The 12,429-nt window shown below is 40.7% G+C and carries 15 protein-coding genes and 1 pseudogene; 2 read left to right on the forward strand and 14 right to left on the reverse strand.

Translation table 11 applies throughout. The features are described 5' to 3' along the window. Nucleotides 1-561: 561 nt before the first annotated feature. Nucleotides 562-1,227: a cell wall hydrolase gene (locus tag GCA01S_RS17790; RefSeq protein ID WP_042412045.1), complete on the reverse strand. Its 666-nt coding sequence runs from the start codon at nt 1,225-1,227 to the stop codon at nt 562-564. Between the two features lie 260 nt (nt 1,228-1,487). Here GCA01S_RS17790 and GCA01S_RS17795 point away from each other — a divergent pair, with 260 nt between their 5' ends. Beyond that, nucleotides 1,488-1,922, forward strand: a complete 435-nt coding sequence (locus GCA01S_RS17795; protein ID WP_042412047.1) for a DUF2621 domain-containing protein — start codon at nt 1,488-1,490, stop codon at nt 1,920-1,922. 195 nt (nt 1,923-2,117) lie between these two features. Here GCA01S_RS17795 and GCA01S_RS17800 read toward each other — a convergent pair whose 3' ends face one another. From GCA01S_RS17800 to GCA01S_RS17810, 3 genes are all read right to left on the reverse strand, one after another. Then, nucleotides 2,118-2,600, reverse strand: a complete 483-nt coding sequence (locus GCA01S_RS17800) for a CcdC family protein (protein WP_026078448.1) — start codon at nt 2,598-2,600, stop codon at nt 2,118-2,120. Between the two features lie 85 nt (nt 2,601-2,685). Further along, the gene (locus GCA01S_RS17805) at nt 2,686-3,042 is read right to left on the reverse strand and encodes a response regulator (RefSeq protein ID WP_042412048.1); all 357 of its coding nucleotides are present in this window, start codon (nt 3,040-3,042) and stop codon (nt 2,686-2,688) included. Nucleotides 3,043-3,072: 30 nt separating this feature from the next. Then, entirely contained in the window at nt 3,073-3,780 is a 708-nt protein-coding gene (locus GCA01S_RS17810) for a cytochrome c biogenesis CcdA family protein (protein ID WP_042412050.1), read from the reverse strand. Between the two features lie 180 nt (nt 3,781-3,960). Here GCA01S_RS17810 and GCA01S_RS17815 point away from each other — a divergent pair, with 180 nt between their 5' ends. Next, a complete protein-coding gene (locus GCA01S_RS17815) occupies nt 3,961-4,134 on the forward strand; it encodes an aspartyl-phosphate phosphatase Spo0E family protein (RefSeq protein WP_042412052.1) in 174 nt (57 codons plus the stop codon). Nucleotides 4,135-4,160: 26 nt separating this feature from the next. On the opposite strand, the gene GCA01S_RS17820 is transcribed toward GCA01S_RS17815, so the two are convergent. From GCA01S_RS17820 to GCA01S_RS17860, 10 genes and pseudogenes are all read right to left on the reverse strand, one after another. Next, complete coding sequence (locus tag GCA01S_RS17820) at nt 4,161-5,945, reverse strand: ABC transporter ATP-binding protein (protein WP_042412054.1); 1,785 nt, start codon at nt 5,943-5,945, stop codon at nt 4,161-4,163. Next, nucleotides 5,942-7,696: an ABC transporter transmembrane domain-containing protein gene (locus tag GCA01S_RS17825; RefSeq protein WP_042412056.1), complete on the reverse strand. Its 1,755-nt coding sequence runs from the start codon at nt 7,694-7,696 to the stop codon at nt 5,942-5,944. Before GCA01S_RS17825 ends, GCA01S_RS17820 begins: the two co-directional genes overlap by 4 nt. Before the next feature lie 120 nt (nt 7,697-7,816). Then, a pseudogene (locus tag GCA01S_RS20285) lies at nt 7,817-7,897 on the reverse strand (YneF family protein); the annotation flags it as partial. A gap of 343 nt (nt 7,898-8,240) precedes the next feature. Next, nucleotides 8,241-8,786, reverse strand: coding sequence for an AAA family ATPase (locus GCA01S_RS17830; RefSeq protein WP_174407512.1), 546 nt, complete (start codon nt 8,784-8,786; stop codon nt 8,241-8,243). Nucleotides 8,787-8,922: 136 nt separating this feature from the next. Next, nucleotides 8,923-9,414, reverse strand: a complete 492-nt coding sequence (locus GCA01S_RS17835) for an RNA-binding protein (RefSeq protein WP_042412061.1) — start codon at nt 9,412-9,414, stop codon at nt 8,923-8,925. A gap of 162 nt (nt 9,415-9,576) precedes the next feature. Then, nucleotides 9,577-10,047, reverse strand: a complete 471-nt coding sequence (locus tag GCA01S_RS17840; protein WP_042412063.1) for a hypothetical protein — start codon at nt 10,045-10,047, stop codon at nt 9,577-9,579. A gap of 139 nt (nt 10,048-10,186) precedes the next feature. Beyond that, nucleotides 10,187-10,552: a hypothetical protein gene (locus GCA01S_RS17845; protein WP_042412065.1), complete on the reverse strand. Its 366-nt coding sequence runs from the start codon at nt 10,550-10,552 to the stop codon at nt 10,187-10,189. 92 nt (nt 10,553-10,644) lie between these two features. Next, nucleotides 10,645-11,016, reverse strand: coding sequence for a hypothetical protein (locus tag GCA01S_RS17850; protein ID WP_042412067.1), 372 nt, complete (start codon nt 11,014-11,016; stop codon nt 10,645-10,647). Nucleotides 11,017-11,186: 170 nt separating this feature from the next. After that, nucleotides 11,187-11,624: a GNAT family N-acetyltransferase gene (locus GCA01S_RS17855; RefSeq protein ID WP_042412069.1), complete on the reverse strand. Its 438-nt coding sequence runs from the start codon at nt 11,622-11,624 to the stop codon at nt 11,187-11,189. Between the two features lie 65 nt (nt 11,625-11,689). Next, entirely contained in the window at nt 11,690-12,349 is a 660-nt protein-coding gene (locus tag GCA01S_RS17860) for a GNAT family N-acetyltransferase (RefSeq protein WP_071997976.1), read from the reverse strand. Between the last annotated feature and the right edge of the window lie 80 nt (nt 12,350-12,429).

The raw sequence follows: 12,429 nt of genomic DNA on the forward strand, positions 1-12,429 counted from the left end.
CAGGAATGCTCCTTTTTTTGTTTTCATTATATTTTTGATGCAATATTCATATTCGTGTCAAAATAGGAAAAGTCCATGAAATTAAGATGGTTATTTTAGTGTGTTATATACATAAAAATCGTTTTATAGAAAGCGGTTACAATTGTATTAACAAAAGATACGGTTGTGTGTTATTGTTTTTGTTTATAGTAGTCAAAAAACTCAGTTACATAACACAGTTCATCATCTAATGTATGAATATTGTATGCTCTCTCTAGTTCCAGCATTTGATACATAGTTTTAAGTTTAGTTAACATATTTAACATATTGGCGCGGTCGAGAAGCCAATTTCTTCGCGCTGACCCACCGATTTTCCCCTGCTGTCCATTCTTTTAATTTTTCATAGATCAGGTCGATCCGCTTCATGACGTGCTTTCCCCTATAACTATGTTACGAGACAGAAAGAGGAAAATACTTGTTTTTACCAAAGCAGCCGCAGCCCCACGTATAACAACGTTTGGACTGCTGGCTGTTTTCATGCAAAAAAGAGGATATCCCCTTTTTCGCAGGGGATATCCTCGCTTATTTTGCGAACACATGATGTCCGATGCGGATCGTGACTGGTCTTGACAGCATCCATTTATCTTTTGTGATTTTTGGATTATAAAAGTAGAGCGAACCGCGGCGGTCGTTCGGGAATAGCGATAGTGCTTTATCTACCGCAGCATAATCTTGTTTTGTTGGCTGAATGCGTGTTAGTTTTCCTGTTTTTACAGGAGCAAACGCATAGCCCGATTTTGTTTTTTGGTAAATAACGCCTTTAATGCTGTTTGGAAAGCCAGGATGTTTCACGCGGTTTAAAATAACGAGCGCAACTTCCACCTTTCCGGCAAACGGCTCGCTAAAGCCGGTTTCCGCGTGGACAAGCTGTGCCATTAGTTTTCGTTCTTCTGCACGAATAGAAAATTTCGGCTTTTTTGCGACAGGCTCCGCTGCTTGCTTCACAGCATGAGTTTTGGCCAGCCGCGGAACTTTGATTGTTTCGCCTGCAACAAGAACATCGCTTTTTCGATGATTTAAAGATTTTAACGCAGAAATGGTTGTTTTATATGTTTTAGCAAGTTTGTAAAAGGAGTCGCCTTTCTTCACCTTATAGTATGTATAAGTTGTTGCCGCATCTGTCGAATGAGAGGTAAAGCCGACGACCATAAAGCAAACTACTACGAGTGTTGCAAGAATTTTTTTCATCATCCTATTCCCCTCATAGTTTCTTTTTGGTTTGTCGTCTGCGTGTAATAGAGTACCATTTTTATAGATACATATCACTGGTTTACATTTCCATTTCACTACGATGACAATCGCTCACCCATTGATACATAGAGGATTGCGGCGTTTCTTTACATTTGCATTACATTTTGGTAACAGAACGTAAAAACGGGCTAATCTTGCCAAAACCCGCTTTTTTCGCAATAATGGTTGATAGATTGAAATTCGATGAGGTGGGAAGGATGCTGACAGGCTGGTTTCTTTGGTTTATTTTGTTTTGGAGCGTATTTTTGCTTGTCACGATGTCGATCGGCGGCTTTTTTATGTTTCGTAAATTTTTAAAACGGCTGCCGAAAGAAGACGGAAAATCGGAATTAGACTGGCAGGAATATTATATTGAACAGACGCGGCATTTATGGGGAGAAGAAGAGAAGGCGCTTTTAGAGGAGCTTGTCAGGCCGGTTCCTGAGCTGTTTCGCGATGTCGCCCGGCAAAAAATCGCCGGAAAAATCGGGGAGCTGGCGCTAGAGGAAAACGCCTCCCGAATCACAAAAGATTTGATTATCCGCGGCTATATTATCGCCACCCCAAAACGCGACCATAAGTTTTTAATCCGTACGTTAAAAGAAAAACAAATTAATATTGCTCCTTACGAGCATTTGCTGCAAAGCAAATAGGCGAAACATGCTGGCATGTCCGTGAAGCGGCTGTCTGAAATAATAATGAAATAATAAAAAGCGGGGGTTCTTCCCCGCTTTTTACGCATTTATGTCGTTAGAAATAATAAAAAGCGGGGGTTCTTCCCCGCTTTTTACGCATTTATGTCGTTAGAAATAATAAAAAGCGGGGGTTCTTCCCCGCTTTTTACGCATTTATGTCGTTAAAATCGGCGGCCGATGTTTTAAGTTCCGCTCCAGTTTTTTATAAGAAATATACATGGCGATGCGCCATGGCACGATCATCGAAAAAGCAAGCAAATAAAACATGCCGCTTAACTGGCGGTAATCGATCGTGCGGCCCAAATAGGATTTCAATGCGAGGCGAATGAGGATCAAGCCGACTAAAATAAGCGCAAATGCTTTTGAGCGTTTCAAATAAATTTCGCCATCTCTAATTTCAAATTTCGACGTTTTAATAAGAAAAATGGAAAAAAACGCTCCGAGCACAATCGCCTCGATCAGCTCGCCTTTCGTCACGCGGAATACAGGGTCCAAAAACATAAGCGCGCCAGTGCTCATAAATATCGGCGGCAAAATAATCTTTTTCGCGTTTGTCGGTTTTTGCGATGCTTTCATGCGCACGAAGAATATAAAAAATGCCATGAATACCGCAATGAGCGATGTTATGATAGCCAAACGCATCATCCTCTTCTTTCAAGTTTATGATAATAGATAATGTTATTATAGCAAAAACCCACAAATTGTGCATATATCTATATGGTTATAGCAGACGGTTGATTGCCTCAAGCACGCGGTTTTCTTCAAACGGCTTTACAATAAAGTCAGCCGCGCCGGCCTCAATCGCCTCGACGACCATGCGCTGCTGCCCTATGGCCGAACAGATAATGATTTTCGCGTTTCGATCCACTTGCTTGATCGCGCGCACCGCCTCAATCCCATTCATCACCGGCATGGTAATATCAAGGATGACAACGTCTGGATGTAAACTCTGATATAACTCCACTGCCTCTTTTCCGTTTTCCGCTTCGCCGATGATCGTATGATTTGCTTTTTGCAAAATTTTTGTCAAGGTAATTCTCATAAACTTCGCATCATCCACAATAAGAATCCTTGCCATAGTATCCGCAATTCCCCCTAACCAACCAATTTAGAAGCCGGTAAATCCTCCAAAAATGCTTGTCGTGTACGCAATAATTTTCGTCATCCAATCGAAAAAGAGGATGACTCCCATCGCAATCATAACATATCCGCCGACTTTCACCATTTTTTCACTATGGCTGCGAATCCATTGCATTTTTCCAATAAAGAAAGAAAGGATAAAAAACGGCACGGCAAAGCCTAGCGAATAAGCGAGCATATACAGCATTCCCGATCCAGGATTGGTCGCTGCCAGCGCAATGACCGATACTAAAATTGGGCCGGTGCACGGCGTCCATCCCGCTGCAAACGCCATGCCAATGACGAGCGAGCCGATGAAGCCGGAAGGGCGTTCTTGAAAGGAAAGACGGCGGTCTTTCATTAAAAAGGACGGCTTCCATATTCCGACAATCATTAGTCCGAAAATCACAATAAGAATGGCGCCGATTTGCCGGATGAAATCCTGATATTCGCTAAACCATCGACCGACCAGCGAAGTGCCAAAGCCGATCGAAATAAAAATGAGCGAAAAACCAAGGAGGAAAAACAGCGTATGTAATAAACTGCGCCGCTGCATCATCCCTTTCTCTGTTTTCAGCTCACTTACCGATACACCGGTAATATAGGATAAAAACGCCGGATACAAAGGCAGGCAGCAAGGAGAGATAAACGATAAAAAGCCGGCGCCAAACGCCAAAAATACATTGACATCTGTCATTGTTTTATTCAACCCCTACCCATTTTTTATTTTTATTGTAGCAAAAATAGGCTTATTAGTAACGTATTTGTCTAGCATCATGGGTATATTTCTATTTTCTCTTTTTGCATTAACTTGCAAAATAGTATACAATACAATCACCTACAATAAATTTTGGATCATGAAAGGAACTGTTTTTCCGTGATTAAAAACGAAATTTTAACATTAATTGAGCAAAAACGGATGGAACTTATAGAAATTGTCGCGAAAAACGGATTGAACTCGGCCGCCGCCATTCAAATAAGCAAAGAACTGGATTCGCTTCTGAACGCTTATAACCGACAGAAGCGCAAGCAAAAAAGCGCTGCCCAATAATCAAGCGGGAACAGCGCTTTTTCTTTTTATACGTACTCTTGTGCATCTACTAGGCCATTTTGCAATAAATACATTTTATAATACAGCCCTTTTTGCGCCAGCAGCTCTTGGTGCGTCCCCCGTTCGACAATTTCGCCGCGATGGAGCACGAGAATTTGGTCGGCGTCTTGGATCGTGGACAGACGGTGGGCAATCGCAATCGTCGTCCGGCCTTTCCGCATTTTTGCAAGCGCCTCTTGAATTGCTCCTTCCGTTTCTGTATCAATATTGGCCGTTGCTTCGTCCAGCACCAATATTTTCGGATTTGCCGCGATCGTGCGCGCAAAAGAGACTAGCTGCCGCTGTCCGCTTGAGAAAGTAGCCCCTCTTTCCACCACTTGATGGTCGTATTTGTCCGGCAGCTTTTCAATAAACGTATCCGCCTGCACATAACGGGCGGCTTTGACGATTTGCTCATCGGTTAATGAATGGTTGTACATACGGATGTTGTCTTTAATCGTTCCATAAAAGAGAAACGGGTCCTGCAGCACAAGGCCGATATGTTTGCGCAGCTCCTCGCGCGAATAATCGCGAATCGATATGCCGTCAATGAGAATATCGCCGCGGTCAAATTCGTAAAAGCGCATTAACAAATTAATAATCGAACTTTTTCCGCTCCCGGTATGCCCGACAAGGGCGACCGTTTCTCCCGGTTTGACGACAAAGGAAATATGTTTCAGCACATCATGTTTTCCGTCATAGGAAAAACTGACATCGCGAAACTCAATTTTTCCCTCTTGAATGACAGCCTTGGATGTTTCCGCGTTTTGCGGCGCCAATTCTTCATGATCCAAAAGGGCAAAGACGCGTGCGCCGGAAACAATCGCCTGCTGGTACAGCGACAGGCGCATCATCATTTGCGTCACCGGTTCGAAAAAGCGCTCCAAATAGTTGACAAACGCGTACAGCACCCCGATTTCCACCGGGCTTTCTTGCGCGGAAATGCCGAAAAAGCTTAACACAACGATAATCGATGCAATATAGACGAAATCGATCGCCGGACGCAATAATAGCCCGTCGATTTTAATGTTTTTCATGCCTGCTGCATAATGTTTGTCGTTGATTTGCGCAAATTCTTGGTAAAGACGTTTTTGCTGGCGGAACACTTGAATGATCGCCATTCCTTGCAGCGACTCGTTTAATTTTGCGTTCAACTCGCTGAGGCGCTCGCGCATGTCTTTATAAAAAATCGAACTATAATGGCGATATAATTTCATAATCCAAATAATGACCGGCAAAATAAACAAACAATAAAGAGCGAGGCGCACGTTGAGCGAAAACATGGCGATAAATACGCCGATGACAAATACACCGTTTTGAATAAAAGCAGCAAGGACGCTGATGAACATGTCTTTGATCGCTTCCGTGTCATTTGTCACGCGCGAAACAATGCTTCCGCCCGGCGTACGGTCAAAATAGCTCATGCCAAGCTGATGTACTTTTGTAAACACGTCCATCCGCAGCGCTTGAATCACTTCAAGCGCCAGCTTTTGAAACTTGACGAGCTGAAAGTAAGAAATCACCGTTTTCAAGACTAGCACGGCGGTATAGATCGCCGCCAACCAAAGCAATGGAGCAAAATCCAAGCGCCGCGGCGTTAAATAATCGTCGATAAATATTTTGACTAAATACGGTCCGACAAGCTCCCCTGCGGTCGCAAGCACCAGCAGGGCAAAGGCGAGCGCCGTGTCTTTCCTGTACCGGCGCATATAAGCAAGCAGTCTCCATAACACTTGCCGTTGTTCTTTTGGGGTTAACGGTTTATCGTTCATATTTCTCCTCCCTGTTCGACTAACGATTCGAGCTGTTGCCGCTCGTACATGTCGTGATACCATCCGCGTTCTCGCATCAATTGTTCATGCGTTCCCATTTGCACAATCCGTCCCCCATTGAGCACAACAATCAAGTCGGCGTGCTGAATTGCGCTCAAACGGTGGGCGGTAATGATCGTCGTTTTTCCGGCACGGTTTTCTTTTAAAGCGGATAAAATCCGTTCCTCCGTCTTGGCATCCACCGCCGACAGCGAATCATCCAAAATAAGCACTTCCGGATTCATTAGCAGCGCACGGGCGATCGAGATTCGTTGCTTTTGGCCGCCCGAGAGGGAAACGCCCCTTTCGCCGACAATCGTGTCGTAGCCATCAGCAAACTGCATAATATCGCCATGGATATTGGCCAGCTTCGCCGCCTTCACCACTTCTTCTTCGCTCGCTTCCGGCTTGGCGAATGCAATATTTTCCCTTACCGTTGCCGAAAACAGAAAATGGTCTTGCGGCACGTAGCCGATCGCCGCACGCAGCGCATCTAATGTATATTCGCTAATTTCGTGGCCGCCAAAGCGGATTTCTCCTTCATACTGGTCAAATTCGCGCAGCAACAGCTTCAGCAGCGTCGTTTTCCCCGCCCCTGTTTTTCCAACAATGCCAAGCGTTTGGCCGCGCCGCAGACAAAAACGGATATTTTCCAAGGAGGGACGGGATTCATTTGGATAGGTAAATTGTCGAATGTCATAAACGATATCGCCGGTCGGAGGCGCAGTAATCGCGTTTTCCGCCTCTTGAATTTCTTCTTTCTCGGCAAGAAGCGCACGGACGCGGTCGTAGGAGGCCCGCCCGCGCTCGACAATGTTAAACAGCCAGCCAAACGCCAGCATCGGCCATATGAGCAGGCCGAGATATGTCGTAAACGACACAAGCTCCCCGATCGTTAATTCTCCCGCAATGACCATTTTGGCTCCGAACGTAACTGCTAAAAAAAACGAAATGCCAACGATCAATGAAATCGTCGGGTCAAACAAGGCGTCGATTTTCGCAACCGCCACGTTTTTCACAACCACCTCTTCCGACTGCTTGCGAAACGATTCGACGTCCTCTTGTTCATAGCCAAACGATTTAATGACACGAATGCCGCTGATGCTCTCTTGCACTTTATCGTTTAAAGAGGAAAACGCTTCTTGCGCCTTTAAAAAGCGCTTATGCAAAATCGTCCCGTAACGGCTTGTGGCAACCGCCATGATCGGCATTGGCAGCAAACTGATGATCGTTAATTTCCAGCTGATGGTCAGCGCCATCGTCGCCAGCACGAAGCTGCCGAGCGTCAAGGAGTCGACAAGCGTCAAAATTCCGCTTCCCGCCGTCTGCTGGATCGCCTGCAAATCATTGGTCGCATGCGCCATTAAATCGCCGATTCGTTTCCGCTGATAAAAAGACGGTGACATTTTCGTAAAGTGGGCATACAGCTCGTTGCGAAGCTGGCGCGCCAGTTTCACTGCAGAACCAAAAATTAAAATCCGCCACCAATAGCGCAATATATACAACACAACCGCTACAGACAGCAAAACGGCCATCCAGCGGACAAGCACCGTTTTTGCCATCGTTCCTTCCTTAATATGATCGATGACGATTCCGATTACTTTCGGCGGAATCGTTTCTAAAAACGCTACCACAATAAGAATAAAAATCCCTGTAAGATAAGCTTTTTTCTCCTGGCGGAAAAACCAGAATAAATCGCGAAAGACTGTCATTCCAACCTCTCCCATCCTTCTCATCGAAGTCGCTATATTATTGTAGCAAAAATAGGAAAATTCCAAAAGATCATTTTTCCAAAATAAAAAGACACTCCCGATCGAGTGCCTGTCTAATGTTTATTTAAGATGATTATTCATCATTTTCATCATCTGGTTGATTTTCTTCTGTGATGGCGTCATCCCCATTTGCATCAAAACGTTGATATATCAAGGGTTTTGAGTGTTTTTTAATCATCCTATTCGTTTAAGAAAAATATATCAAAATTCATTCGTTTTGTCTATGAGAATGTATTAAAACATTGAAAAATCCGGTTTCACATTCTCGCTATCGTCTCGAAAAAATCCCGCTCGTGTTTGCGAATATGCTCCAACCGATTACACTAATTCCCAAAATATAGAAAATGTTTTTTACGCCCCCCACCTCAAATAAAATCATTATTTCATTCAATGCTACACCTATATCAGTTAAAGCACCCGTTAGCCAACCATAAAACAAGCTTCACCACAAATGATGGAAGTTAATTCGTTCTTTCATGGGAGTTTAACTAATTTTAAACCTTTGATTGTTCATAATTTCATAAATGATATTATCAATATCAGCAGTAGTTTTTTCGCTGGTATCGAAAAGATATTTTTTATCTAATCCAGATTCATTAAATTCATCAACTAAAATTAAGCAGCGTTCACCCATTCTATGCTCTGGTTTTCTCATTTCATCCCTTTTGATTAACGTTTCATTATCAGCCCATAAAACTACATAAACAACACTTACGTTTAAATCCTTTAGATTTTCATAAAGCCAAATTGCTTCTTGAGGAAAGGTAACATAATCCACCACGACATCATTTCCATATTTTACAAAGTTCCTAACAAGGCTTAGAATATTATCCCAAATTAATGAGAGTTCTTCTTTACTTTCCCAAGGTTTTTTCCGCCCATTAATGTGCATATGGCTTATGTAATCGCCAGAAATATAAGCACTATGACTTAATTTGTTTGCTAGTTCTTTTGAAATCGTTGATTTACCAATCCCAGCGGGTCCTGATATTACATATACTGTTTTTACTTGATTATTTTTCATATAAATTCCCTCCCCCCCTTTTTTATTTCGATAAGAACTTCTCTTGAACCTTTTTTATTTAACAAAACTCCCCCGCTAGCCACCCGTACCACGTTTCATGGCACCACAGATTATGGAAGTTAATTCATTCTTCCATGGGGAGTTAAATAAAATTATTGTAACCTTGAGGCAAAAAATAAGATATACCGTTTTGAGGAACAGCTACAATTAACCATTCATCCCCAGTAAAACCTTGACCATCACCTGCTTGCCAGCATTCGTATTTTTCATGGTATCCGTTTACAAATAATACCTTACCTGATTTGAAGGTAATAAACAGATGAGGTGAGGTATTGCCTAATCTAATATCTATTACTTCTTCCCTTCTAAGTTCATAAATTAATTTGAACTGTTCTTCCTCTGTTAGCTCATCCATTTCTTCTTCAGAATTAGGATATAACTCGCAATTAGTAGAACATATACACCATCTTGTTTCAATGTGTAGCCATAATTGGTCTGGTTCATGATTGTTGTAGTGCATAAAGTATAAGAATGTGGTTGCAGGACTTAAACCAAACTTTATCCCATCTAATTGACTACCAATAAACATATGTTTTAGAGCTTTTTCAGCAGTCTGTCTCTCTTCAAATTCCATATACAACCACCTCTCAACTATCAGATGTTTTACATTCTTACACTTTTTAAAAAAGATTATATCATTGGAGCTTATGGCAAAAACTGCCCGTTACTTCAATAAGAAAAGCATTACTTCCTGCTTGTTGAAGTAATGCGCCCCAATAGTTGAATAAGTGATTTATTAAATTTGAATATTTAACTCTTTGGCGAGAAAGAAAACATCATGCTCCAGTTCCTTTTTTATTTCCGAAGGAGACAAAGCTAACAAAAAGCCTTTTGTAGAAGAAAGAGGGAATTCATCAACACTAAAAAAAAGAAATGTTTTTTCAACCTCCCAAATTGTTAAACCCTCTCCAAATAAATAACCATCATCTTCATTACCGATTAAATTTCCGTCTATATCAGTTACTGTAACTCCAACAGATGAACAATAATAAGGTTCAAGACATTGTTCTTTTGTCACCTCAGGATAATTTGGGAAGTTTTTAGGATTAACATTATTTCTACTAAAGGTTATCAAAAGATTATATGAATTAAGTTGGAATATTGGTTGAAATTTCTCACGTACTTCTTTTGCTATTTTTTGAACTTCCTCTTCTAAAGTCCATATCTGTGTTTTACTTATTTCAGATAACTTAACTTTTTTCATCATCTTACTCAATCCCCACAAAAAATTAGTTAATATTAATCGTCTCATAAAGCAAAAACACATTCTACAAGTAAACTGTTCTTTCGCTGAACAAGAAAATCGATACCATTATTGAAGTATCGCACCCGATAGTTAAAGAAGATTAACGGTATTGTTCTCTGAAAATCAATTTAAAGTTAGGTTTTAAAGTTATTTCAATAATATTTTCGTATCTATCGGACTCACCGTGAAACAAACGAATCTTCGAGTGATTCTTTTTATCTTCTACAATTTCAATTTTCTTAACAGACATTAATTCAAGGTATGACACTATCTCTTTTGTCTCTCTGTCCTTAACACTTAAAGTAAATTCGTTATAAAAAGGTGAAAGGGTAATCTCATATAATTCCTTTTCATTTTCTAAAACAAAAGTTGATGTGTCATTATAAAAAGTATCTGTTTCGTCTTTTCTCTTAGGTATCGATTCAAAAACAGAAATTAAGTCTAATTCTTCTGGAATCTCCATCATTATCATCTCTCCCACTGAGTAAAGCTAAATCACCTTATAATAAGCAATTCTTTTAAAGGTTAATTTATTCCTTCTTCAACTAACCTGCTCCGTTAGTTGAAATATGCTGACAAGGATTTAACAAACAAAATCCCAAAAAGTAAAGACCAAAGAAAACCGAACACAAAGATTAGAACTCTTTTAATAAGGGTTGGAGAAAATGTAAAGGCAAGCCCTACAATTAACTCTATAAGATTGTCAGCAAGAAAAAATCCCATTTCATCAATATACTTCTTTTTACCAAACAGCGAAAACCAAATTATAAATAACCCGACCAACAGAAAAATTAGGGTAAAGAATGTAAACTGTATATTTTCCATCTGATAATTACTCCCTCCCCCCGTTAGTTTAACAAATGCCCGCTTTTCCCGTATACTGCTCAAATTTTGCCTTTTCCCGCTTCCACTTTTATCTGCTAAAATCAAAGTTCATACATTCCCCAAAATAAAAAAGACCACTTGAAAAAGTAAAGTGGTCACCTTTAATTTAAGCTAATCTTCCCTTTAGCCAACCATGAAGCGAGCTTCACCACAGATGACGAAGTTAATTCGCTCTTCCATAGGAGTTGAAAGGATGGGTTCAGCCTCATTATCTTTTACAATGGTAAACTCATAGTAATGTTTCTTGAATGAAAACCCATTTTCTCATAAAGTTTAATAGCAGGGTTTCCCACAAATACACTAAGTCGAACTTCAGGGTATCCTTCTTGTTTTAAACGGTCAATAGCACTACTCAGTAACTGTTTAGAAACCCCTTTTCCTCTGAATTCTTCTAGAACAAAAAGTTCATATATAAATCCAATCCTTTTATCAGTAAATTGGTCTTTGTTTTCCCCAATCAAAATCCAGCCCATTAATTTATCGTCTTCTGTTGCGATTAAATAATAACATCCTTTCTTTAAGAGCGGTTCTACAAGTTGCTTAATTTTCTCGCCAGTCGGTTTTACTTTACCCAATGTTCCTTCAAACATGGCTTGTGGAGAACGTGCCATAATTTGTTTAAGTTCACTATCGGTGGATTTTCTAATATCCATTTTGTAACGTTCACACCTTCCGTATCATTCTACTCAGTTTAGCATATACCACCCAGAATCTTATTCTACTGAACTCCCCTGTTAGCCACCCATGCATCGCTTCGCGGTACCACAGATGATGGAAGTTCATTCGTTCTTCCATGGGGGTTGAATAAAGAATTATTCTTTTTAAACTCATCCCATTCCTCTCGAAGAATACCCATCCGAATAGAATCATAGTATTCGCCATTATAGTAGCGGCATTTTCTCATTCTACCTTCTAATCGCATTCCCAATTTTTCCGCACATCTTATCATTCGTGGATTTCCAGACCAAGTCGTCAGACCCACTCTCTCGATGGTTAGATTTTCAAAGAGATAGTCAATCCATAAAGATAATGCTTCGGTTCCAAATCCACCATTCCAATGTTCAGGAGAATATATGACAATTCCAATTTCAAGCCATCGTGTACGTTTGTCCTCCCAATAATAGCTAACCATACCTATAATTTGACCTTGATGTTCCATAATCATTTGGCTTGGTACATCCGTAAAGTTCATTCTTTCTTCCATTGTCTCAGAAAACTTTTCAAAGGTACAAAATTCAAGTGGATAATAAGGAGCATCGTACTTTTTCCATTCTGGATTCTCCACACCATATATCAGATTATATAGAATTGGCAAATCATCCTGTGTTGGTGTCCGCAGAGATATTCTTTTTCCCGTCAGTAACAACTTTCGCAAAATATCCACCCCCACCTTATAGAATTCAACATACTTGCTATTATCCCTTTTCTAAATAGGGAGCTTATTAAAAAATTCGATGA

The sequence above is a fragment of the Parageobacillus caldoxylosilyticus NBRC 107762 genome (assembly GCF_000632715.1).
Classification (GTDB): domain Bacteria; phylum Bacillota; class Bacilli; order Bacillales; family Anoxybacillaceae; genus Saccharococcus; species Saccharococcus caldoxylosilyticus.

What these genes read in the sequence shown, in the direction of transcription:
- GCA01S_RS17790 (WP_042412045.1), bottom strand. Translation starts at nt 1,227, where the DNA reads ATGAAAAAAATTCTTGCAACACTCGTAGTAGTTTGCTTTATGGTCGTC.
- GCA01S_RS17825 (WP_042412056.1), bottom strand. Translation starts at nt 7,696, where the DNA reads ATGACAGTCTTTCGCGATTTATTCTGGTTTTTCCGCCAGGAGAAAAAA.
- GCA01S_RS17855 (WP_042412069.1), bottom strand. Translation starts at nt 11,624, where the DNA reads ATGGATATTAGAAAATCCACCGATAGTGAACTTAAACAAATTATGGCA.
- GCA01S_RS17820 (WP_042412054.1), bottom strand. Translation starts at nt 5,945, where the DNA reads ATGAACGATAAACCGTTAACCCCAAAAGAACAACGGCAAGTGTTATGG.
- GCA01S_RS17840 (WP_042412063.1), bottom strand. Translation starts at nt 10,047, where the DNA reads ATGATGAAAAAAGTTAAGTTATCTGAAATAAGTAAAACACAGATATGG.
- GCA01S_RS17845 (WP_042412065.1), bottom strand. Translation starts at nt 10,552, where the DNA reads ATGATGGAGATTCCAGAAGAATTAGACTTAATTTCTGTTTTTGAATCG.
- GCA01S_RS17835 (WP_042412061.1), bottom strand. Translation starts at nt 9,414, where the DNA reads ATGGAATTTGAAGAGAGACAGACTGCTGAAAAAGCTCTAAAACATATG.
- GCA01S_RS17810 (WP_042412050.1), bottom strand. Translation starts at nt 3,780, where the DNA reads ATGACAGATGTCAATGTATTTTTGGCGTTTGGCGCCGGCTTTTTATCG.
- GCA01S_RS17795 (WP_042412047.1), top strand. Translation starts at nt 1,488, where the DNA reads ATGCTGACAGGCTGGTTTCTTTGGTTTATTTTGTTTTGGAGCGTATTT.
- GCA01S_RS17805 (WP_042412048.1), bottom strand. Translation starts at nt 3,042, where the DNA reads ATGGCAAGGATTCTTATTGTGGATGATGCGAAGTTTATGAGAATTACC.